At 44.9% G+C, this 23,892-nt stretch carries 13 protein-coding genes; 9 read left to right on the top strand and 4 right to left on the bottom strand.

The annotated features are described in order from the left end of the window. Positions 1 to 857 precede the first annotated feature (857 nt). The 4 genes from QUA25_RS23715 to QUA25_RS23700 all read left to right on the top strand — a co-directional run bounded on the left by QUA25_RS23715 (position 858) and on the right by QUA25_RS23700 (position 7,205). Positions 858 to 3,782 (top strand): ATP-binding protein, encoded by a 2,925-nt coding sequence (locus QUA25_RS23715; protein WP_333041610.1) that lies wholly within the window; start codon positions 858 to 860, stop codon positions 3,780 to 3,782. Between the two features lie 12 nt (positions 3,783 to 3,794). Then, on the top strand, positions 3,795 to 4,166 hold the full coding sequence (locus tag QUA25_RS23710) for a response regulator (protein WP_333041608.1): 372 nt from the start codon (positions 3,795 to 3,797) through the stop codon (positions 4,164 to 4,166). A gap of 152 nt (positions 4,167 to 4,318) precedes the next feature. Then, the gene (locus QUA25_RS23705) at positions 4,319 to 5,656 is read left to right on the top strand and encodes a response regulator (RefSeq protein ID WP_333041606.1); all 1,338 of its coding nucleotides are present in this window, start codon (positions 4,319 to 4,321) and stop codon (positions 5,654 to 5,656) included. 157 nt (positions 5,657 to 5,813) lie between these two features. Further along, the gene (locus tag QUA25_RS23700) at positions 5,814 to 7,205 is read left to right on the top strand and encodes an ATP-binding protein (protein ID WP_333041604.1); all 1,392 of its coding nucleotides are present in this window, start codon (positions 5,814 to 5,816) and stop codon (positions 7,203 to 7,205) included. A gap of 241 nt (positions 7,206 to 7,446) precedes the next feature. On the opposite strand, the gene QUA25_RS23695 is transcribed toward QUA25_RS23700, so the two are convergent. After that, complete coding sequence (locus QUA25_RS23695; RefSeq protein WP_333041602.1) at positions 7,447 to 8,814, bottom strand: TldD/PmbA family protein; 1,368 nt, start codon at positions 8,812 to 8,814, stop codon at positions 7,447 to 7,449. Between the two features lie 460 nt (positions 8,815 to 9,274). On the opposite strand from QUA25_RS23695, the gene QUA25_RS23690 reads away from it, so the two are divergent. The 4 genes from QUA25_RS23690 to QUA25_RS23675 all read left to right on the top strand — a co-directional run bounded on the left by QUA25_RS23690 (position 9,275) and on the right by QUA25_RS23675 (position 18,821). Beyond that, complete coding sequence (locus QUA25_RS23690; RefSeq protein WP_333041600.1) at positions 9,275 to 13,537, top strand: PAS domain S-box protein; 4,263 nt, start codon at positions 9,275 to 9,277, stop codon at positions 13,535 to 13,537. A 188-nt stretch (positions 13,538 to 13,725) separates the two neighbouring features. Next, positions 13,726 to 14,583 (top strand): DUF1361 domain-containing protein, encoded by an 858-nt coding sequence (locus QUA25_RS23685; protein ID WP_333041599.1) that lies wholly within the window; start codon positions 13,726 to 13,728, stop codon positions 14,581 to 14,583. Between the two features lie 210 nt (positions 14,584 to 14,793). Further along, positions 14,794 to 16,758: an ABC transporter ATP-binding protein/permease gene (locus tag QUA25_RS23680; RefSeq protein WP_333041598.1), complete on the top strand. Its 1,965-nt coding sequence runs from the start codon at positions 14,794 to 14,796 to the stop codon at positions 16,756 to 16,758. Positions 16,759 to 17,177: 419 nt separating this feature from the next. Further along, positions 17,178 to 18,821 carry an NB-ARC domain-containing protein gene (locus QUA25_RS23675; protein ID WP_333041596.1) on the top strand — a complete coding sequence of 548 codons (1,644 nt, stop codon included), beginning with the start codon at positions 17,178 to 17,180 and terminating at the stop codon, positions 18,819 to 18,821. Positions 18,822 to 18,888: 67 nt separating this feature from the next. On the opposite strand, the gene QUA25_RS23670 is transcribed toward QUA25_RS23675, so the two are convergent. The 3 genes from QUA25_RS23670 to QUA25_RS23660 all read right to left on the bottom strand — a co-directional run bounded on the left by QUA25_RS23670 (position 18,889) and on the right by QUA25_RS23660 (position 22,722). After that, a complete protein-coding gene (locus tag QUA25_RS23670; protein ID WP_333041595.1) occupies positions 18,889 to 20,619 on the bottom strand; it encodes an NAD(P)H-quinone oxidoreductase subunit 4 in 1,731 nt (576 codons plus the stop codon). Between the two features lie 291 nt (positions 20,620 to 20,910). Continuing rightward, positions 20,911 to 21,690 (bottom strand): Uma2 family endonuclease, encoded by a 780-nt coding sequence (locus QUA25_RS23665; protein WP_333041593.1) that lies wholly within the window; start codon positions 21,688 to 21,690, stop codon positions 20,911 to 20,913. 102 nt (positions 21,691 to 21,792) lie between these two features. Further along, entirely contained in the window at positions 21,793 to 22,722 is a 930-nt protein-coding gene (locus tag QUA25_RS23660; RefSeq protein WP_333041592.1) for an ADP-ribosylglycohydrolase family protein, read from the bottom strand. Positions 22,723 to 22,878: 156 nt separating this feature from the next. On the opposite strand from QUA25_RS23660, the gene minC reads away from it, so the two are divergent. Continuing rightward, positions 22,879 to 23,682, top strand: coding sequence for a septum site-determining protein MinC (gene minC / locus QUA25_RS23655; protein WP_333041591.1), 804 nt, complete (start codon positions 22,879 to 22,881; stop codon positions 23,680 to 23,682). The last annotated feature ends 210 nt before the right edge of the window (positions 23,683 to 23,892 follow it).

Raw genomic sequence — 23,892 nt, 5'->3', positions numbered from 1 at the left:
TCAACGCAGCTCATTTGTCTGTCTTACATGATTGAGCGGCTTGGGTGCGTGAAGCACCGTTTAGTCTAAACTCCAATCTATTTTGACACTATCTTTAGTAGTAAGGTGCGCCGAGGCCCACTCTACTAATTAACTACAGGAGTTACGCAATTGGCACATGGTGAGGGAGTGATCACCGCCTCACCCATCACTTTAAGCAGTCTGGGGCACTGACAAGTGGACAGTCGCGACTAACAACCAAACTCAATCCAGCACGAATAACGTACACTCATATGTGTGCTATTCCTTGGAAAATTGAGCAATTTCCTAGGGAAATCAAGCAACTAAGGGGAGAGAATATTGCCAGTGCCGTCAAGCTAGAATTCCCACAAATCATATTGCTTGCCATGAACTTGCGTGGGGTAGGCGCTCAAAATTTTAGCCGATAAAACTCGTCAAACAATATATCAAATTAAACACGGCTGCTATCAAATTATTTAATTGAGCAACTAAAACTTGCCGAAGTTCCGATATTTATTGTCTAATTTTTTGGTACTGGCACACAAAGGTGTGACAGTTGCGTAAATCCTGCCCAATTTCTCTGTAATGCCTGAAGTCCCTAAATACCCAACGGGTTAGGCGAAGCCATCAACGGCATGGCTAAAAAAACACAAAATTAGCAACACTCAGAAGTTAGAAATAAAATGTAATAAGATAATATTGAAGATGGATTGAGATAGATTTTCATGGTTGACTGGGAAAGGCAGCTTAGCCAAAATTTAAGGCTAGCAACCATTATTAACAGAAACAAGTTTAGATATATAAACCTGAACATCGGGTAGCGAGTGCAATATCCAAAAAATATATAGGTAAAATTGATGGCGACAGACATCCGACACCAGCCGGAAAACGGCTACCATTCAGAACCAACTCAGCCTTCCCCAACAGAAAATTTTAGTAGGCGATCGCCCATGCGCCTCCAGAGAAGCCTGAGTTCTATTGAAACCTGGGGCTTTGGCCTGAGCGGTCATATCGCATGGGTAACAATTGCACCACCAATGTACGCGGCTCTGGGCCCAAATGCAATTTTCGTCTGGCTGCCCGCGGTGCTGTTGGGGGTAATGCTGAACCTGCAAGTGAAGCGCTTAGGGGAACATTGGCCAGAGATGTCAGGGGGAACACCCAACTATATCACCAGGCTACTGAGGAACTATCCCTCTCTGGGTCGCTATGCGGCGTTCGGTTACTTTCTGAGTTGGGTAGTATATCCATCAGTGAATGCGATCGTCATCACAGACCTCATCCAAGCTAACCTGGAACCCTTGGGCATTCCCTGTCCCAGAACAATTCTCATAGTTGGATTCACGCTGATCGCTTATATTGTGGCATTTAGCGGCACTCGCGCTCTAGGAATACTGCACGCATTTTTCGTGTTCCCAGCAATTGGATTTCTACTGGTGTTTGGCATTCAAGGAATGGGATGGTTAGCTTTATCTCCAGAGAGTCCCGGACTTTTCCCCAGCAGTTGGCCAACCTTAACCTTTGTGGACTGGGCTAAGTGGTCATGCTTCGCGATCTACGCTACTTGCGCCTGCGAAACCGCTTCTTCCTTTGTCGCCGACAGCCGTCGTCCCAGTGAAACTTTGCGGTTTCTGAACTTAGCTGCCGCGCTAATTGTGCCGATATTTCTAGCCAACTCCTGGGTACTAATGCGCTTAGCCACCGCTGAAGGACTGGGGGAAGACTCGTTTAAGAATTTATCAGCAGCCGCCGTACCATTTTGGGGCCCGTCAGCTTCATTAATCGTGACACTATTGCTGGCTTCAAGCTGTTTTCTAGCTTGCGCCACTGCGGTTTCTAACTCTCCCCGAATTTTGTACCAACTCGCTCTAGATGGATATGTTGCACCCGTTTTTGCGATCGTTTCCCGCCGAGGTGTTCTGCAACCGGGCTTGATATTTTGCGTTTTAATTAATTTGATCGGTTTATTTTGGATAGATATAACTCGGCTATTGGTGATTGGTTGTGTTGCCTTCATCGTAATGTTGATGTCACTCTATCTCGGACTCTGGCTGCGGCGAGGATCTCCAGAAGTGCGATGGCCTTGGTGGGCATTAGGCTTCTTTATTTTAAATGGTGTGGTGTTGCTGGTTGGAGGCTTAGCTTGGAGTCGGGAAGATGTGCTGATTGGGTTGCTGTTTCCTGTGGTTATTTTCGTAGTCGATGCGGCTATCCGTCGCATTCCCTTTGCACCGTTTCATCCAGAATGGTGGATTCAGCGTTATCGGCAAGATCGCAAGAGCTTGATACCAGATTTTGTGGCGTTTCAGGTTGTAGTCGCGATTTTACTGATTTGTAGCGCCGTTACTGTCGGCTGGTTGTTTGGTATTCCCTTAGAGGCTAACTCAAGTCTTGCCTCTAATCTTTTGGTAGTGCTAGTCTTGAGTATCACCTTTGTCGGGGTAGCCGTTGCCTGTTGGACGAGCATATCCCAGGTTGTCTTAATGGACGAGGCACGAGAGGGAGCAGAACAGCTTTTTACCATTGCCCTAGATGCTATTGTAGTGCTGGATGAAAAAGGTGTAATTCGTCAGACTAATCCCGCTGCTGAAAGCGTCTTCGGAATAGATATTACAAGGCTAATTGGGTCTTACCTGAACAAATTACTACCCGGATTAGCGGCTCAGCCAGAGCAGTGGCTCAGTCGCAGCGAACAAACCCTCAACTTACCCGATGGAAACTCGCGAATCCTCGAAGTTGCCATCTCAAACCGATTCTCTCAACAAGCTTCTCTTTCCAATCAGGATCTCCAAGAATATGTGGCGATCGTGCGCGATATCACCGATCGCAAGCAAGCTCAAGAAGCACTGCAAAAAGCTAATGAGGAACTAGAAATCAAAGTCGAGGAGCGTACATCTGAACTCACCCATACTGTGCAGCAATTGCAAAATGAGATTGAAGAGCGCCAGCGGATAGAAGCAAATCTCAGAGCTATGCAAAATCAAATTGTTGTCCAAGAAAAACTAGCTTCTCTGGGCAGTTTAACCGCAGGGATTGCCCACGAAATCAGAAACCCCTTAAACTTTGTCAACAATTTCTCAGAACTTTCTGCTGAATTAACAGAAGAACTGTTTGAAAAAATTGAAAATCAAGCAGAACGTTTAGATCCCGAAACCAGTGAGGATATTGCCGAGCTATTAACAGATCTCACAGCTAATCTTAAAAAAATCAATCAACACGGTCAAAGAGCAGACAAAATTGTTGGTAATATGCTTTTGCATTCTCGCGGACAAAGCGGTCACTGGGAAGCTACAGATATAAATAGTTTATTAGCCGAATATATCAATCTAGCCTATCACGGGATGCGAGCGAAGGAAGCTGCTTTTAACATTACCATAGAAACCGACTATGACAAAGACATTGGCGAAGTAGAGGTCGTGCCACAAGATATCGGTAGGGTTTTTCTTAACATTATTAGCAATGCTTGCTATGCAGCCTATAAAAAGCAGCAAGAAATCGGACAAGAATTTTCACCGCTGCTTGACGTGAGAACTCGAAATCTTGGTGACGCGATTGAAATCCGCATTCGCGATAATGGCTCAGGTATAAAACCCGAGGTACTCGATAAAATTTTCAATCCCTTTTTTACTACAAAACCACCAGCCGAAGGTACTGGTCTAGGTCTGTCTATAAGTCAGGATGTTATCGTCCAGCAACACCGAGGAGAACTCAAAGTCGAAACAGAAGTTGGAAATTACACAGAGTTTATAATCATATTGCCCCAAAAAAGTAGCAGAAATTAAGGAGTTCAAAAAATGAAAGTAATGGTTGTAGACGACGAAGAAGATATCCAGTCACTGTTCAAGCAGAAATTTAGGAAAGAAATCAAAGCCGGGCAAATTCAATTTCATTTTTGTCTGTCCGCAGAGGCAGCTTTGAACTACTTAGGAAATCAGGATGAAGCGTCTATTGTATTGATTTTATCGGATATTAATATGCCAGGAATGAATGGGCTAGAACTGCTCAGGATTCTCAAAGAAAAGTTTCCCGATTTAAAAGTTTTTATGATTACGGCTTATGGAGATGAGAAAAATTACCAAACCGCAATGGCTTATGGAGCTGATGACTATATTACTAAGCCTGTTAATTTTGATACACTAAAAAATAAAATACTCAACTTGGAGTAAATTCACAAGGAAACATATTTAGTAATTCGTAATGAGTAATTGGTAATTAAAAGGAGTATCTCAGTCGAGTTGAAATTGCTCGATTGCATTTTCCTTCGGTTCTTCTGGAACGCTAAGTCTTTATAAGTTTTAAGAGTCACTAAAAAATTAATATGTCAGCAAAAATAATGTTTGTGGATGATGAAACCGATTTAGAATCTCTAGTTTCCCAGAGATTTAGGAAAAAAATCCGCGCCGAAAAATGGCAGCTTTTTTTTGCCCACAATGGCGTACAAGCGCTGGAAAAATTGAAAGAATACCCGGATGTAGATATAGTAGTGACCGACCTTAATATGCCTGAAATGGATGGCATGACTTTACTCTCTAAACTTAATCAGATAAACCTCCCTTTCAAAACAATAGTTATATCAGCCTATGGCGACCTGAAAAATATAAGAAATGCGATGAACTTCGGTGCTTTTGACTTTCTAACCAAGCCGATAGATTTTCAGGATTTAGAAATTACCCTCAACAAAACGCTGCGCGAGGTGCAACAGTTAAAAGAAAATCTGCGCTTGCGGGAGTCAGAAGCTCGCGCTAGAGAAGAAGCTCAGCATTTACAGAGCTGTATGCAAGACCTAAAAAAGACCCAAGCTCAACTGATTCAGACTGCAAAAATGTCTTCTTTGGGTCAAGTGGTTGCGGGGATTGCCCATGAAATCAATAACCCCGTCAACTTTATCTACGGCAATATCAGCCACGTCAGTGATTATATCCAAGACCTACTCCACCTGCTGCATCTCTATCAGCAGCATTACACTCCTCCCAGTTCGGAGATTAAAACTGAAATCGAAGCCATAGATTTGGAATTTCTGATAGCAGATTTACCCGCAATTCTGGCTTCGATGAAAGGGGGTGTTGACCGCATTCAGAAGATTGTTTTGTCTTTGCGTAACTTCTCAAGGTTGGATGAAGCTCATATAAAGCCTGTTGACATTCACGAGGGGATAAAAAGCAGCCTGATGATTTTGCACAATCGACTTCACACAAGGGCAGCGCGTCCAGAGATTCAAGTGATCGAGGACTACAGCGCTCTGCCTTTAGTCGAATGCTATGCTGCAGAAGTAAACCAGGTGTTTATCAACATCCTTTCTAATGCGATTGATGCTTTGAAGGAGTACAACAAACAACGGTCACTAGAGGACATCCGCGCTTGCCCGCTGGCCATTACTATTCGCACTTTTCTGCTAGAGGAAAAATCCCGTGTCGTCATTCAAATTCTGGACAATGGGCCGGGAATGACCGCCCTGGTGAAAGACCGTATTTTTGAACCATTTTTTACTACTAAGCCTGTAGGTGAGGGTACTGGTTTGGGTCTCTATATCAGCTACCAAATTGTACAGGAGAAGCATGGGGGCGCATTGAAGTGTTTTTCAGAGGTGGGGCAGGGAACAGAGTTCTGGATTGAAATTCCAATCAGACAAACGAGGACGACACTCAACCTTAGCTAATCCATCGACTTTTACCAAACTCAGAGCCTATTCTAGCCATCCGGTTTGCCATTGCAGAAACCAGCCTTTTCATTACTCCTGAAATAATCTATAATAGGACGTAAAGTAGATAAAAATTACTCGTTGGATAAGTTAATGAACCCCAGGAGTTCAAAAAATGTCGCCTACAACCGAAATGGCTCTCAAGATGCCAGCTAAAATATTATTTGTGGATGACGAGCCAGATTTAGAATGTTTAATTTCCCAGAAATTTAGAACCAAGATCCGCACAGGAGAATACCAAGTTTTTTTTGCACATAATGGCGTAGAAGCGCTTTCCAAGTTGCTAGAACAGCCGGATATAGATATTGTACTGACAGACATTAATATGCCAGTGATGGATGGTATGGCTTTGCTCGCGAAACTTAACGAGCTAGTTACTCTGGTCCAAACAGTAGTTATATCTGCCTATGGCGACTTGGGAAATATCAGAAAGGCGATGAACGGTGGGGCCTTTGATTTTTTGACGAAGCCTATAGATTTTCAGGATTTAGAAATTACAATTAACAAAACATTGTCCCATGTGCAACAACTAAAGGAAAACGAGCGCTCCCGCCAAGAAAGAGAGGAGAAATTGCGGCAATCCGAAGCGCGAGAGCGAGAAAAAGCCATCCAACTAGAACTGGCACTGCAAAATTTACAGCGCACCCAGTCTCAGCTTATTCAGACTGAGAAAATGTCGAGCTTAGGACAACTAATTGCAGGTATTGCCCACGAAATTAATAATCCTGTTAACTTCATCTATGGCAACTTAACTTATGTCGCCGATTACACTCATCAGCTATTGAGTTTAATCACACTTTACCAACAGCACGATGCCGACAAATACCCTGAAATCGAAGCTTTGATTGAGCAAATAGAGCTGGAATTTATCAAAGAGGATATGCCTAAAATGCTGTCTTCGATGCAATTGGGGGCAGAACGTATCCGTCAGATTGTGGTGACGTTGCGGAACTTCTCGCGCCTAGACGAAGCTGAGATGAAACCCGTTAATATTCATGAGGGAATCGATAGCTCTCTAGTAATTTTGCAGAGTCAGCTCAAGGCTAAGCCGAATTCTTCGTCTATTCAAGTTATTAAAGAATACGGAGATTTGCCACAAATAGAATGTTATGCCTGTCAGTTGAATCAGGTATTTATGAATTTGCTAAGCAATGCCATTTATGCCTTGAATCACTATGATAAAAAACTCTGCCCTGAGCAAATTAAAAACGAGCCTAGGACGATTACGATTGCTACTTCTATGCTGAATCGCGAGTGGGTAAGAATCAGTTTTAAAGACAATGGCCCGGGGATGACAAGTGATGTAATAAATCGGCTGTTTAATCCTTTTTTTACAACTAAACCTCTGGGTGATGGCACGGGCTTGGGATTATCGATCAGCTATCAGATTGTGGTGGAGAAGCACGGCGGAGATTTGAAATGTTTTTCGCAGCCAGAGCGAGGTTCAGAATTTGTGATTGAGATTCCGATTAGGCAGAATAATCGGATAGAGATGAAGGCGAGTTAAGGGGAATTAAACAAAAAATCAGCAAAGTCTGGTAAAGTCTATAATCCCGATCGCACTTCCCCAATTTCTCTGTAATTTCTGAAGTCCCCCAAACACCGAACGACCTAGCTGAAGCCCTCAATAGTAGATTTTGAGTGGTTTGTCAACTTGTCAGTGTCCCGGACTGGTTAAGGTGAGGCGTGAGGGCGCCCTCACCTTAACCAGTTGCGTAACTCTTGAACTAATAACTAATGACTAATGATTACCTTCCTCCGACTACAACATTTTTAATCCGCAAATGGGGGCCGCCGACGCTTACGGGTAGACCGCTCTGACCGCCTTTACCACAACCGCCGTAGGCATAAACCGAGTCGTTTCCTATCGACTCAATATCCTTTAACGTCTGAAATACATTGCCGCTTAAAGTGACATCGCTGACCGGTTCGGCCAATTTGCCGTCGCGAATCATGAACCCTTGAGCCGCCGCAAAGGTAAACATTTCGCCGTTGGTTTGTCCTCCCAACATCCGCACTGCATAAACTCCTTCGTCAATGTCGGCAACCATTTCGTCAAAAGAATGTTCGCCAGACTCGATCGCAGTATTAGTCATCCGCACCAAAGGCATAAAAGTAGCACTCAGAGCCCGGGCATTTCCCGTCGGACTTTCGCCCATTTTTCCCGCAGTCTCGCGATTGTGCATCCGAGCCGCTAAAACTCCATTTTTAATTAAATGCTTGCACTGAGCCGGCACGCCTTCGTCGTCGTATTTCAAAGTTCCCGGCAATCCCGGCACAGTTGCGTCGTCTATTACATTCAATTGTTCGATCGCCACAGGCTTGCCCAAAGTCAACAATTCCTGCATTTTCGGGTTTTCGTAAATACCATCTGCTTCTGACAAATGCCCGAAAGCTTCGTGAATAAACACCCCCGATAAATAAGGGTCTAAAATCACCGGATACTGACCGCCTTTCACCGATTTTGCCTCTAGTTGCTCCACAGCTCGAACGGCCGCACTCTTAACACGATCTTCAATATTTGTCAAGACATCGTAATCCGATCGCGAGTGAATCGACTCAAACCCTTGGCGGACGACACCGCCCTCGCCGCGGGCGATCGCCCCGAAACGTCCGGTCACGTCCAAGCGCTCTTGAGCGATGCAAGTACCTTGAGAATTCACAAAATAAGTAATCCCAAATCTGTCGCTGTAACCTGCCATTGTCGTCTGAATTCGCGGGTCATAATCTAACAGCAACTGATTGTAAGATTCGAGCAATTTCCGCTTTTCGGCTAGAGTAATAGAGCGCGGGTCGCGGCCCAATTCCACCGCTACATAATCTTGAATCGGGGTGACATCTGCTAGTATAGTTTTTTCGCTGCCAACCAAACGAGACTGCACTACAGCTTCTTCAATGCGGTCTTTTAACTCATCTAAACCGTTAAAAGTTACAAAACTCCAGCCGCCTTTGTGACAGGCGCGGATGCCACCGGCGAGACTAAAACTTCGGTTGACAGCATCTAACTGAGGACCGCGAAAACTAATCGCAGTTGACTCGCTTTGTTCGAGGCGAACTTCCAGATAATCCACGCGATCGCGGTAAGGTGCGATCGCTTCCATCAACTGTTCTTGCATCAAATTGCCCCTATGAATGATTAGCCGTAGCGCTGAAAAAAATTATTGCTAACCTTATTTTAGCTAATAACTCCCGTCTTTCGGGTACGCGCTGCCCCACCGCTGTGGTGCGGGAGCATGGCGCGCCCTACCCGATTAAGGGGGAGTCAGTCGATTTGAGATTTGAGATTTGAGATTGACCCGTCGTGAGTCTGCGAAGGAATGAATCCGGGGGCTTATGACCACATTACTTTCGGTCAGTCGATTTGAGATTTAAAACTTTTTCCATAGAATTGATGATGAGAGGCTTGGCGATCGCCGACGTTCGGCAGGCGTCCTAGAACACAAAAAACTCGCGCCCGCTTGCGAAAAGCCCGGTATGCCGAAAATCTTGCATTTGCCTAGAGAAATCAAACTAAACTAAATCTATCTAAAGATCTAAAAAATATATCTTAACCGCCGGCAGATGGAATACTTGAAGGTGAAAAAAATTCAAATTTCACCGTATTTAGCAGCAATTTCGGCATCAATAGCAATTTTGGTCGGAGTTAGCATTTTAGATCGATCGGAACAGCGGCGGTTTTTTCACTACAACCGCGCTAGCACCCTCGATCGGCTCAGCACAGTCCGTTCTAAGCTCGAAGGCTCTTTGAATTCCCGCCTGTTTTTGATGCGGGGTTTGGGGGCCTACCTTTCCAACAACCCCAACATCACCGAAGCCGAGTTTACAGCGACGGCGAGAATTCTGGTGGCACAGCAACCGGGAATCCGCGCCATAACTTTAGTTAAAGGCACGACGGTCGCTTACATTTACCCACGGGAGGGAAATGAAGGGGTGATCGGGGTTGACTTGACGGCGCTACCCGAACAGCGGCAAATGGTCAAAGAGGTCATCCGAACCAGAAAAACTTTGCTAGCCGGGCCCGTGAAATTATTGGAGGGGGACGAGACTTTCATCAGCCGATCGCCGATTTTTCTCACACCCTCCGGCGCCGAGCCTGAAACAGGAGTTTACTGGGGCTTGACAGGTCTAATCATCGACAAAAATTCCCTGATTGAGGAAGCAGGACTCAACGACTCCTCAGCAAAGCTCCAATACGCTCTGCGGGGCAAAGACGGGAAGGGAGCATCCGGCCCTGTGTTTTTCGGTGACGGGTCAATTTTTCAGCACAATCCCGTGCTGCTGGAAGTAACTTTGCCCAACGGTTCCTGGCAGTTGGCAGCAATTCCGGCGGGAGGATGGCCTGCGAGTTCGCCGTTTCGGGGCTGGCTGCTTTTTGGAGGTGGCTTGCTGGCACTTTTGAGCGGGGCGGTGGTTTTTAGCTGGGTGTACGGTCGTGCGAAACTGCGTGCGAGCGAAGTTAAGTATCGGCAATTAGTTGAGAATGCTAACAGCATGATTGTGCAGTTAGACAGTGAAGGCAAGATTACTTTTTTTAACGAGTGTGCTGAAACTTTTTTCGGGTATTCAGAAGCAGAAATCATTGGCAAAAGTGCGATCGGCACAATTATACCGAAAACAGATTTATCCGAAAGTGACCTGGCGGCAATGATTCGAGACTGTTTGACACAGCCGGAAAAATACTTCCAAAACGAAAATGAAAACATCCGCAGCAATGGAGAAAGGGTGTGGATAGCGTGGACAAATAAACCTTTACTAGATGCGAAGGGAAATGTGGCAGGACTGCTTTGTATCGGGACGGATATTAGCGATCGCAAACAAGCTGAAATCGCCCTCCAAGCTTCTGAATCGGAACTTCGAGCTTTGTTCGCTGCCATGAACGACGTAATTTTTGTGATTGATATTGAGGGACGTTATCTAAAAATTGCGCCCACAAATCCAGAACTTTTATACAAACCGTCGGCGGAACTTATAAACAAAACTCTGCACGATATCCTGCCACAAGAAACAGCAGATTTTTTCCTCAGTCAAATTCAACTTACCGCCGACACAAAACAGACCCGTTCCATAGAATACAGCCTGCAAATAGACCACCAAGAAGTTTGGTTTGTCGCTAACATTTCTCCAATGCAGGAAAACACTTTTATTTGGATAGCCCGCGACATTACGGAGCGCAAGCAAGCTGAAAGTTGGTTGACCGGTCAAAAACAAATTTTAGAAATGATTGCTAAGGGCACAAATCTTGGCGCTACTTTAAATACTTTAGTTGAAATTATCGAACAACAATCTAGAGATGTCATGGGTTCAATATTGCTTCTCGCTCCAGACGGCAAACATTTGCTGCACGGAGCAGCGCCCAGTTTGCCCGACAGTTACAATGCTGCTATTCATGGCATAGCCATCGGCCCGGATGTCGGTTCCTGTGGCACTGCTGCCTTTAGCCGCCAACAGGTGATCGTTACAGATATTGCCAGCGATCCTTTGTGGGAAAATTTTCGAGATTTAGCCTTGAGTTTTGGACTGAGAGCTTGCTTGTCTACTCCTATTTTTTCATCTCAGGGTCAGGTTTTGGGAACTTTTGGAATGTATTATTCCCAACCGCGCCACCCCCATCTTTTTGAGCTGCAATTGATAGAGGCGATCGTAAACTTAGCAGGAATTGCGATCGAACGCAAACAAGCAGAAGAAAGTCTCAAACAACTCAACCAAGAACTAGAAGATAGAGTCAAACAGAGAACTGCTCAATTGATGGAAACTGAAGAACGCTGGCAGTTAGCACTCAAAGGCAACAATGACGGCATTTGGGACTGGAACTTGCAAACAGGTGAACTTTTTGTGTCAGAGCGTTTTAAGGAAATCACTGGTTACGAAGATAGTGATATTAGCGATTACAATAACAAATGGAATAAGAGTTTACATCCCGATGATTTAGCGATTTCTCAGCAACTTCTTCAAGAACACTTGGAGAGAAAAACGCCGCATTACATCACCGAATACCGATTGTGGTGCTACAACAGCGCCTACAAATGGATATTGAGTCGGGGACAAGCTTTGTGGGACGCATCTGGAAAAGCAGTCCGCATGGTTGGTTCAATTACTGACATTACGGAGCGCAAACAAGCAGAGGAAGCACTGCAGGAAAGCGAGGCAAAATTCCAAAAGCTGTCTGCTAATTTGCCTGGAATCATTTATCAATTTTTGTTATGTCCCGATGGCTCTTTTAGTTTTCCTTACATAAGTGCTGCTTGCCGAGAAATTTTTGAGTTAGAACCAGAAGATGTTCTGAAAAATGCGGCTTTGGTCACAGATTTGATTTATCCCGAAGACCGCCAAAATTATGACGAATCTGTTGCTATTTCAGCCCTAAATCTGCAACCGTCGCAGTGGGAAGGACGGATGCTGCTACCTTCCGGCAAAATTCATTGGTTTCAGATAAATTCGCGTCCTGAAGCTAAAGAAAACGGCGATCTTCTTTGGGACGGCATCGCCGTTGATGTTACAGATCGCAAACAAGCTGAATTAGCTTTGCAAGAAAGCCAGCAGTTTATTCAAAAAGTAGCATCAGCTACTCCCGGTATTTTGTATCTCTACGACTTAGAAGAAGAGCGAAACATCTACGCTAATACTTCAGTGTTCGGGCTTTTGGGCTATACATTTGATGAGATTACAGCGATGGATTCGTCATTGATGCCTCAGTTAGTACACCCCGAAGATTTGCCTAAAATTATCAAACATCACGCGAGCTTTGTAGGAGTTGAAGATGGCGAAATTAGGGAAATTGAGTACCGGATGCGGGCCGCAGATGGTGAATTCTTATGGCTGCAAAGTCGGGATACTATTTTTAGCAGGAATGTTGACGGTCAGGCTAAGGTAATAATTGGATTTTGCCAGGATATTACGACTCGCAAGCAAGCAGAGGAAGCACTGCGACAAAGCGAGGCGCGAGAAAGAGAAAAAGCTCGAGATTTAGAGTCAGCGCTGCAGGAATTGCGCTCTACTCAAACTCAGCTCATCCAAACTGAAAAAATGTCTTCTTTGGGGCAATTAGTGGCTGGGATTGCACACGAGATTAATAATCCCGTTAACTTCATTTACGCTAATATTGATTATCTAAACCAGTATACAAAACAGTTGCTTGATCTGGTGAGTCTTTACGAACATGAGTATCCCGAACATAATTCAAAAATTGTGGAGCGCATTCAAGAGATAGATTTGGATTTCATGGCTGAGGATTTAAGAAAACTTGTGGGTTCAATGCAGGTAGGAACCGAGCGCATCCGGCAAATTGTGTTGTCCCTCAGAAATTTCTCACGACTGGATGAATCCGCAATGAAGCCGGTCGATATTCACGTGGGGATTGAAAGCACTTTGTTAATTTTGCAGCACCGCTTGAAGAGTCGGGACAGCCGCCCGGAAATTGAAGTAATTAAGGAGTTTGGAAACCTGCCACTGGTGGAGTGCTATGCGAGCCAACTGAATCAGGTGTTTATGAATATTATTGCTAATGCAATTGATGCTATTGAAGAACGATATCACCAGTTATCGGTTCCACAATTAGAGACCAAGAGTGGCCGCCTTACTATTTCCACTGATGTAACCACCCAGAACACTGTGAGGGTAGAAATTTCGGACAACGGTACGGGGATTCCCGATGGGATAGTTGAACGAATTTTTAACCCATTTTTTACTACGAAAGCTGTGGGGAAAGGTACGGGGTTGGGAATGTCTATCGCGCACTCGATTGTGGTGGAAAAGCACAAGGGCAAGATTGACTGTATTTCGTCCATAGGATGCGGAACAACTTTTAAGATTGAGATTCCGATCCACCAAGTGTATAAATAGTCTGGTGCGTCACTCGATCTTAAATTTTAGATTAGAGATTGACTCCACAGTGGTAGGGGGGGTTAGCAATTCTTAATTTTCAGGCGCGGAGCGATAAGCTGACGCACCCTACAAGTTAACGACTAAAATAGACTGAAGCTGCTAAGGCAGCGGTGCTGCATCAAACCTTTAATTGTATAAAAATTGACATGATGGGATTAATCCTGGAAGCGCTGCAAGCAATGGGACACAATGTCCGTTGGATGTCTTGGAATTTGTTTTTGAGTTTAGTACCGCTGGGCCTGAGTTTTTGGCTGTTCCGCAAACCTCGATCGCGCTGGCTGCTGTGGGGTACGGGCATTCTCCTGGGCGCTACTTTTTTGCCCAGTACGCGCCATGTTTTTAACTATCTGAAGCACATTGTGCAAGATGTAGGAAAAACTTACCTTTTGGGCGCGATCGCGATTACGCTGGCACTGATGGCTTTAGACATCTGGGTACTGCGGCAGCGCGGAGTTCGCTCTCTCCGCTGGTGGGGCGGTTTTTTCTGGTTTATCGCATTTTTGCCCAATGCGCCCTACGTTTTAACTGATATCATTCACCTGATTGAGCAGATTAAAGAGGGGAACTCGGTATGGACTGTGACTCTAGCTTTGATCCCGCAGTATCTGGCGTTTATGCTGGTCGGGTTTGGGGCTTACGTCCTGTCGGTGATGAATTTGGGTTACTATTTGAAGCAACAGGGTTGGAGTAAATTTATCCTGGCAACAGAGATAACTATACACGCACTTTCGGCGATCGGAATTTATTTAGGGCGATTTATCCGCTTCAACACTTGGGATATTCTTACTAACCCCGATGCGCTAGTTAACACAGTAATGAACGATTTGATAGGTAAGCGTCCGGTTTTAGTAATGGCTGTAACTTTTGTAGTAATTGCTGTTTTGTATTGGGTAATGAAACAAGTAATTTTAGGAATTAGCCAGCGATTTTACAGCAGTAAATTGCAGTCGGCGTTGTCCGGCGAAAGCGCCACTGCTTCTGATCCCATCGATTGGAGATTTTAGATTTGAGATTAAAGGATTGACTCCACAGATGAATCTAAGAGCTTGAACTAAGATCCCAACTTTTTTATCTCCACCAGTTAACTCGGAAAAAAAGTTTCCGCCTGGGGGTGAGACAAATTTTTTCGCAAAACTCCGAAATAAATTACTGCTGCGGTTTGTCACAAGACTTGATATGTTAAAAAAGTCAAAGTAGTTTTGTAAACAGCAAAGATGAATCGATTTGACCGTCAGTTGTGGCAGAGATTTATTGCGATCGCTCAACCTTACTTTTATCCTTTAGAGCCTGGGGGAGGCAGAATCTTTTTAGGATTAGTAGCGCTGTTGTTGATATTTCTCTTCGCTGCGATGTTTGTACTCGTCAGCGCTGTATGTTTGGGTGCTCAAGTCTTATTTCCAGAGGCTTTTAATGGAGTTGCGGCTGGTTTAGCTACTTTAATCAAAGGAATTATCTACTCACCGAAAATTGCGATCGTTGGTTTAATGCTAATCCTCCCGCTAGCTGCTTTTGTCTTTTTTAGAAGCAAGTTGATACCGCGCTGGAAACAGTGGGCAATGTTAGCTCTCCTGCTATTTTTGTCACTATCTGTTAGTGGAATTAACGTAGTGATTAGCTATATTAGTAATTTTTTCACGACAGCACTGGCTGAAAAAGATCAGATTACTTTTTGGCGGTTTATGTGGGTTTATGCTGGAGTTTTTATTATCGGTACCCCGATAGTTGTTATTTACGGCTATACCCAAGATAAACTGGGATTGTACTGGCGAGAGTGGATGAGTGAGAGTTTCCTGGGTAGTTATTTTCAAAACCGCGCTTATTACGAAATCAATTCTCAGAAGGAAATCGACAATCCCGACCAGCGGATTGCTGAAGATATCAAATCTTTCACTAGCACAAGTTTAGAGTTTTTGCTGCTGATATTGGGGGCAGTGATCGATATTATTTTTTTTACAGGCATTCTGTGGTCTATTTCCAAAGGTCTTTCGATCGGACTAATTATTTATGCTGTCTTTGGCACGACAGTTATGGTAATTTTTGGCAAAAGGTTGATATTTTTGAACTTCAATCAGCTCTCCAAAGAGGCTGACTTTCGCTATGGATTGGTTCACATTCGGGACAATGCAGAATTAATTGCTTTTTACCGAGGAGAAGCACAGGAATCTGTTCAGGTGAAACACCGATTTTTAAAAGCAGTTAGGAATTTTCATTTACTAATTGGTTGGCAGCGTAATTTGGGATATTTTAGAGTTGGCTATAGATATGCAACTTATATTATTCCCTCCTTATTCCTGGCTTCTATCTACTTTGCAGGTGAGATCAGATACGGCGATATTACTCAATCTGAATTTGCTTTTCGTCAGGTTTCAGAAGCCTTTTCTTTGGTTGTATATAGGATTGAAAGCTTGAGTTTATTTGCAGCGGGAATTAATCGTTTAGCCACGTTTAATGAGTTTTTAATAGATAAAAAAAGTGCTGTTAAACTAGAATTAAGAACAATCGATACAGTTATAAGTTCGCAATTGACACTGGAACACGTTACTTTAGATACTCCGCAGCATCAAAAAACTTTAATTAGAGATTTGTCGGTAGCCGTGTCGCCCGGTGAAGGACTGTTAATTGTCGGTCAAAGCGGTGCTGGGAAGAGTTCTTTGCTGCGGGCAATTGCGGGCTTGTGGCAATCGGGAACCGGCCGTTTGGCGCGGCCGGAATTGGAGGAAATGCTGTTTTTGCCGCAGCGTCCTTATATGATTTTGGGTAGTTTGCGATCGCAACTGTTGTATCCCAATACCAGCAGCGAGGTTGATGAGGAAAAATTGCGCCGCGTTTTGGCATCAGTAAACTTAGCCGATTTGCCGGACAGATTGGGCGGTTTTGATGCGGATTTAGATTGGGGTGAGATTTTGTCACTGGGAGAACAGCAACGTTTAGGTTTTGCTAGATTGTTATTGACTGAACCGAGATACACTATTTTGGATGAGGCGACAAGTGCTTTGGATTTGAAGAACGAGCAACATTTATACGAGCAGTTGCAAGCCACTAAAACTACGTTTGTGAGTGTCGGCCACCGATTGAGTTTAGTGAAATATCACCAGCAGGTTTTGGAACTTCTGGGCGATGGGAGTTGGCGGCTGCTTTCGGCCCAAGAATACCGCGCTAGTGCGACAAATTTTGGCTGATACAGCGCTGCTTTCAAAAATTGTAAATTTACCCGGTTTTTGGTTCGCCGTGGGTTGTGGTGCGGTTGGAGATTTATGGTTTGGTGCCATAAATTAAGCGCCGCGCCTCCACTCTACAATAGGTTTTACGGGTAGGAAATAGCAACAATTAATGCAGATTAACTCCCCGTTTCTCATACCATATTAGATTAAAGAATTAAAGAATTGGGAATGACTGATTGTGTATTGGTTTGGAGTATGGGCCTAGAGTTGCATTTTTTTAAACTGGTATCACAATCGATAATTGGGTATAAATATCTAAAACTGCCCAAACAACAAAAAGCAAGCTGAACTTTGGTAGATTCGATTCAATTGCTCGCCCGCGAGAACTCACACAATATAATAGAAGATAGATTTTTAGTATAGACGAGATTCCTACCTTGACTACTCCGATTCCTCAAAACTTTGTGCAAACGATCGCCAAACAGCGCGGTGTCACAGATGCCGAGTTAGAAACTGTGTTTATGGCTCTCGACGGTCAATCTACAGCGACGATCGCCACAAAGCTTGGCATTAGCGACATCGCCGTTCGCAAAAGACTTGGCGAAGTTTACAAAAAGTTTCATATCGGGGGGAACGGCCCTGGAAAGCTTTCGGAATTGAGGCATCAGTTGCTGTTTTCATACCACATCGATCAGGGAACGAGCGATTTTAGTGGAGGTAAAGGCTCTCTATTGAAGATGGCGATTGGACACCGACAGGAAGATTGGGGTCAAGCACCGGATGTTTCGGTTTTTTACGGACGGACTGAAGAATTAACTACTTTAAAGCAGTGGATTGTATCAGATAATTGTCGCCTAATAGCGCTGCTTGGTTTGGCTGGTAGCGGCAAAACAACTCTGTCGGTGCAGTTGGCAAAACAGGTACAGAATGAGTTTGATTTTGTGATTTGGCGATCGCTGCGATCGACACCCGCACCATCCGACTTCCTAGGGAGCTTAATTCAACTTTTTTCTAACCAACAAAAACCCGATGTGCCGTTAGCGGAACCCTCGAAGAGGATCGACCTCAACAGCAAAATTTCGCGTTTGGTCGAGTATTTGCGAAAACACCGCTGTCTGGTAATTTTAGACGATTTTGAAGCGGTTCTCCGACCCGAAGAATTAGCGGGACACTACCGCGAAGGCTACGAAGGATATCGAGATTTAATTGTGCGGCTCTGTGAGGTCAATCATAATAGCTGTTTACTGCTAGTTAGTTCGGAAGAGCCTACGGAACTGGCTTTGCTGGCGGGAGAAAAAGTGCGGTCTTTAAAACCTGCTATTTCCGAGGAAATAGCGCGGGAAATTTTTCAAGAAAAAGGTTTGTCGGCTCAAGATCAAGAGTTGAAAATCTTGTTATCCCGGTACGGAGGCAATCTGTTAGCATTAAAGATTGTAGCGACAACAATTAACGAGTTTTTCGAGGGAAATGTTTTAAAGCTTTTGGAAGCAACGGCGTTATTTATTGAAGAACATATCAGCAATTTGCTAGCGCAGCAGTTCGATAGAATGTCGAGTTCAGAACAAGAGATTGCCTACTGGATTGCTATTGCTCAAGGCCCGATTTCCCTGGCGACTTTGCGAGAGCAGATGTTGGTCAATTCATCGCTTTCAGATTTGCTTAAAAATCTCGATTCTCTGGGTCGTCGCTCGCTGATTGACAAAATTAGTGAGGGCGGGGAAACTGTTTTTATTCTTCAGCCCTTGATCGTGCAATATGTGACCGACCGATTAGTCGATCAGATTCGAGCGGAGGTTTTGGAGACGGTTAAGACGCAAGGAATAGAAAGAATGGGGCTATTGAAAACTCACAAATTGAGCATCAATATTGCTAAACGGAAAGGGGATAAAGGCGAGGGAAGTCGCTCTATTTTAGCATTAGTAAAAACTCGGTTGCAAGTGTTGTTTGTGAAGACGACAGGCTCTGAAGAACCGCTAAATATCTTGAATAAAGTTGCCTCTGAGCTGGAGGATAAATCCATTCTTGAGGTGGGATATGCTAGGGAGAATCTGGCGCAGATTATTTCTGAAATTCAGCGATAAGAAAAAAGCGATCGCCCTTTGACAAAAGCGATCGCCCAATTTTCAACACAAACAGAGTTCGATAAAATTATTTGACAATGCCAAAAACCGATGCAGATTCAGACCGTGTAATTTTGTCCAAAGCAGGCGATTTTTGAGCTTGGGCAATCTTGGGAACCAAAAGTTGATTCGCATAAATCCGAGGATTTTGTTGAGCAATTTGGATGTAAGATTGGCGGACTTCTGCGTTGACTGCGACAGTCTTGGCATCGTAGACTTGCATCGCCATGTTGGGATAAAAACCAATGCCGACAATCGGTATCAAAAAGCAAAATGCGATCGCCACTTCCCGAGGTTTAGCATCAATAAACGGTGCATCACCCGGCAAAACGCAACTATTACCGAAACAAACCGCTTCATCCAGATTGTTTCTCTGATTCTGCAAATTTAGATCCTCAAGGTCGCAAGCCGCTAGTGTCCCACAGTTGTAAAATAACTGTCGCAGCATCGACAGCAAATAAATCGGCGTCAAAATCAGTCCTACTGCCGCCAGGAACACTGTCACCGCGCGGAAAGAACCGCTGTACATATCGCTAGTTGCGACGCCCACAAACACTGAGAGTTCGCTAGCAAAACCGCTCATTCCGGGGAGTGCCAAGGATGCCATCGCGCCTGCGGTAAACAAGGCAAATACTTTCGGCATGACTTTTCCAATCTCGCCCATCTCGTCCATGATCATTGTATGGGTGCGATCGTAAGTAACGCCAGCCAGGAAAAACAATACTGAGGCGATTAAACCGTGGGAAATCATTTGCAACAGCGCCCCGTTGATTCCCAAATCCGTGAATGAAGCAATACCCAACAACACGAATCCCATGTGAGAAATCGACGAATTCGCTAGGCGGCGCTTCATGTTCGATTGGCCGAAGGAATTCAGCGCGCCGTAGATAATGTTGACCACGCCGAGCACCGCCATAATCGGTGCAAAGTAAACGTGTGCTTGGGGAAGAAGTTCCAAATTCAGGCGAATCAGTCCGTATCCGCCCATTTTCAGCAATACGCCGGCCAGAATCATCGACACGGGAGAAGATGCTTCACCGTGGGCATCAGGTAGCCAAGTGTGGAAGGGGAAAATCGCCAGTTTCACACCGAAGGCAATCAGCAATCCCGCATAAAGCAGTAATTCTAAACCGAGTGGGTAATCCTTCAAGCCTAGTTCTACCATGTCGAAGGTGGGGGTGCCTCCGCCGTAGAATGCCATTGCTAAGGCAGCTATCAAAATAAAGATGGAAGCGCCTGCGGTGTAAATCAAGAATTTGGTAGCTGCGTAGCGACGGTTTTGTCCGCCCCAAATCGAGATGAGGAGGTACACCGGAATTAGTTCTAGTTCCCAGACAATGAACAGTAGCATGATGTCTTGGGCGACGAACACTCCTATTTGTGCGGAGTACATCACCAGCATCAGGAAGTAGAAGAGTCGTGGCTTGCGATCGACTTCCCAGGCTGCAAAGATTGATAGTGTCGTCACCAATCCCGCCAACAGTACCAACGGAACAGACAGTCCGTCAACCGACACAGACCAGTTGAGGCCTAAAGAAGGTATCCAGGAATATTGCTCTACGATTTGGAAAGTAGAGATGCTTGGATCGTAATGAGTCCAAAACACCCAGCACATTAATACAAAATCTGCGATACCTACGCCTAGGGCATACCAGCGAATGGTTTTGCCGTCTGTATCCGGCAGAAAAGGGATGGCGATGGAAGCTAGCAGGGGTAGGATGACTATTGCGGTCAGCCAAGGAAATTGATCCGCTATCATAGTGAGAATAAATACTTAGTTGGAAGTTACCAAAATTATAATACTAAATTTAATTAAAACTTAAGATTTATTCATAAATATTTTTTATATCGAGACAAATGCGGAGAATATTATCACGAATTGCTACACACGTCAATTGATTTTCGATTTTTGATTTTCGATTCAGGACTTACGCACAAAAAAATATAGCGTTTTGTAGGCGCAATCTGCCTGTGGTTGCGCCTATTCTGGTAGATGGTTGGGCAAGTCTTGTGTATTAAGGGCGATCGAAAATGAGCTTTCAATCAGCCTTCAATCTGGATCAACTCCCAATTCGCGCAACTTAGCCGCCAATCGTTCAGCCCTTTGCCTTTCCTGGTCAGCCCTTTGCCTTTCTTGTTCAGCCCTTTGCCTTTCTTGTTCAGCCCTTTGCCTTTCTTGCTCAGCTTGTTCTGAACTCCACAGCAACAAATTACCTCCATTATCCCACCAGCGCAGCCAGTTCATGGTTTGTCCCAACCTTTCCCCCGACCAAATTCCCAGATATAGTTCCAATTGTGGAATCCAGACACGCCCCTGCTCATTGGCTGAATGTAAAACATATCGCCCATCTTGCAAATACCGCACTTCTAAAATACCTTCGTAGGGATCGTAAGTGACATAAGTAGGTACTTGAAGAATCTGTTCGTAAAAGTGAAGTTTGCCATAGGGAGGAGTTGCTCTGACTGATAGTTCTCCTCCCTCTGCTTCCGAGAGAAATTCCATCACGATCGCCACATTAGCACCCTCAGTATTAGGAGTATAACTACGACGAATTACTCCCTCTGCTAGAGGATTCACTTGAGGCACATAAAACCAGTCTGGAGCTTTGATAACAATCTTTTTATTGACTGTGGCCACTAACCCCAAATTAGAGGCAATCAGCATTTCTGGCTGGATACATCCTGCTGCTCCCAGTGCATCGGTGAGAGCAGCCGCGAGAGAAGGTTGTTGAGTATTTTCCACCGGATCGTCGGGTAATATGTAGTTAGCTGGTAGGGGTTCCCAGGTGACGGTTGGTTGGGCTTTGATAGACGGGGCTTCGAGTACCATTGTATTAACCCTCAACCAGAAATGTTTGTGTAAATTGGTTTATTTTAACTTAAGTTGCTAGTTATTGTAAAAACAAAGAAGGTTGAAAACTGATGTAAATATTCAGAGCGATCGCGAGCGAGTAAAAAGCCGATCGCCAAAAGATGCAATTAAAGTGCGATCGACCAATTGCGATAGCCATTTTTCCGCTATTCCCCCCTCCCCGTAAAAAGCCCCCGCCAACTGTCCGTAAACCGCACCAGTTGTATCCGCGTCGTCGCCCAAATTCACAGCCAACAAACAGCCTTCAGCAAAAGAAGAACTATTGTAAAACGCCCAAAGTGCCGCCTCCAAAGACTTGACAACATAACCCGTACCTTTAATTTCAGGAGGTTGTCGCCGTTTAAAAGAACCCGCCGCAATCTCATCAATCTCTGCTACCAGCGGATTAGCTGCCCAATATCCAGAAATCGGACAATATCTTTCCGAAAGCAACACATCTTTAGCAACTCCATTCACAGCCCCCGCAATTAAAGCACCAAAATAGCGGCAAGCATCCACACAAGTAGCAGCACCGTGAGTAGTTATCGAACTTTGTCCAGATTTTTCTATTACTTCTAAAGGATTATTCGCATAAAACAAAGGCACGGGAGCCAAGCGCATAATCGAACCATTGCCAGCAGTCTGAGCATCGGTAAAACCGCAGTAAGGTTTTCTTGTATCTTCAAACTTCCAAAGTGCTTGTTGAACCGTATTGCCAATATCAAAACATTCACCAGTGCTGCTCAAATGTCCCTCTCGCCACCACCGCACATAAGTTTCTAACTGATGGACAGGATCGAAACCTTGTTTCTCAATCAAACTTTCAGCCAAACAAAGCGCCATCGAAGTATCATCAGTCCACTCACCCGGTTGCAGTCGAAACGGGCCGCCGCCAACCATATCGTTAATAGGTGTAAATGTTCCAGGGCGACAGAACTCTAAAGTTGTTCCCAAAGCATCGCCAACTGCTAAACCTAGAAGACTGCCGCGATAAGGTTCTATTAGGTTCATAAAATGGTAATGGGAATTGGGAATTGGGAATTGAGAATTGGAAATGGGGAATTGGTAACAAATAACAATAGTGAACGGTGAACAGTCAACAGTGAACAGTCTACAATCGAGCTAATATTGATGTTAACCTGTCCCTACCCGAGATCAAACTGTCCCATGACACCCGATGCCTCCCCCGGAGCCGCTGCTGCCGCCACTCAATCAACACCCGAAGTCAGCTTGGAGCTGCAAGTCCGACTCAAAACCGAAGATGGACAGCTACTGTTGCTACTCCCCCCAGAAACCAATAGCGAACCCGCAACAGCCTCCGCCTCGACTTGGACTGAACTTTGGCAGCAGCTAAAAGTCAGGCTGAATGCAGGAGAACGCTTTTGGCAGCCAAACGCAGAAGTACAATTGATGGGGAGCGATCGACTTTTAGATATCCGCCAACTGCAAGAAATCGCCGATGCCCTCTCCGAAGTAGAACTGCAACTCAAACGAGTCCACACCACTCGCCGCCAAACCGCCGTAGCAGCAGCAACGGCAGGCTATTGTGTAGAACAGCAGCCTCCGGTTTCTTCCCTGAATAAAGCCGCCGCTGAAAAACCGCAATCGCTGGCGGAACCTTTATATTTGCAGATGACAGTGCGATCGGGCGTAGAAATTCGCCATCCGGGTACCGTCGTACTTTTGGGAGACGTAAATCCAGGCGGATCAGTCATCGCCGGAGGCGATATCCTAGTTTGGGGCCGTTTGCGGGGAGTCGTGCACGCCGGTGCCGGTGGCAATACCAAAAGCGTGATTATGACCTTGCAGATGGAACCGATGGTGATTAGGATTGCTAAGTATGTTGCCAGAGGCCCAGAAACCTCACCCGCTCAGTTTTTCCCGGAAGTCGCCTATGTGACGCCTCAAGGGATTCGGATCGGTAGAGCCTCTGATTTTGACAAATCGCAGTTAGTCGGGGGTAATGAGTAATCGATAATGGGTAATTGGTAATGGGTAATTAGGAATTAGTAATGAGTAATTGGTAATACTATTTCTCTTTAAGCCTGCACGTGATAATTTTTGCCTAGGCTAAATCAGTCACTAAAAGACGATTTAAAATTTAAGTGCAAATTCATAGAGAATTAGTAAAACAAGGAGAGTTGCGAGTTTGTGAAGTAGGGGCAAAGGCTTTCGCCGTGC

The organism is Microcoleus sp. Pol17C6 (genome assembly GCF_036701145.1).
Taxonomy (GTDB): domain Bacteria; phylum Cyanobacteriota; class Cyanobacteriia; order Cyanobacteriales; family Microcoleaceae; genus Microcoleus.
Note: the sequence above shows the minus strand (reverse complement) of the source record. Positions and strands in the feature narration are given on the sequence as shown.

Excerpts from the sequence above, each read along its gene's own strand:
- QUA25_RS23715 (WP_333041610.1), top strand. The coding sequence starts at position 858 with ATGGCGACAGACATCCGACACCAGCCGGAAAACGGCTACCATTCAGAA.
- QUA25_RS23710 (WP_333041608.1), top strand. The coding sequence starts at position 3,795 with ATGAAAGTAATGGTTGTAGACGACGAAGAAGATATCCAGTCACTGTTC.
- QUA25_RS23705 (WP_333041606.1), top strand. The coding sequence starts at position 4,319 with ATGTCAGCAAAAATAATGTTTGTGGATGATGAAACCGATTTAGAATCT.
- QUA25_RS23700 (WP_333041604.1), top strand. The coding sequence starts at position 5,814 with ATGTCGCCTACAACCGAAATGGCTCTCAAGATGCCAGCTAAAATATTA.
- QUA25_RS23695 (WP_333041602.1), bottom strand. The coding sequence starts at position 8,814 with ATGCAAGAACAGTTGATGGAAGCGATCGCACCTTACCGCGATCGCGTG.
- QUA25_RS23685 (WP_333041599.1), top strand. The coding sequence starts at position 13,726 with ATGATGGGATTAATCCTGGAAGCGCTGCAAGCAATGGGACACAATGTC.
- QUA25_RS23680 (WP_333041598.1), top strand. The coding sequence starts at position 14,794 with ATGAATCGATTTGACCGTCAGTTGTGGCAGAGATTTATTGCGATCGCT.
- QUA25_RS23670 (WP_333041595.1), bottom strand. The coding sequence starts at position 20,619 with ATGATAGCGGATCAATTTCCTTGGCTGACCGCAATAGTCATCCTACCC.
- QUA25_RS23665 (WP_333041593.1), bottom strand. The coding sequence starts at position 21,690 with ATGGTACTCGAAGCCCCGTCTATCAAAGCCCAACCAACCGTCACCTGG.
- QUA25_RS23660 (WP_333041592.1), bottom strand. The coding sequence starts at position 22,722 with ATGAACCTAATAGAACCTTATCGCGGCAGTCTTCTAGGTTTAGCAGTT.
- minC (WP_333041591.1), top strand. The coding sequence starts at position 22,879 with ATGACACCCGATGCCTCCCCCGGAGCCGCTGCTGCCGCCACTCAATCA.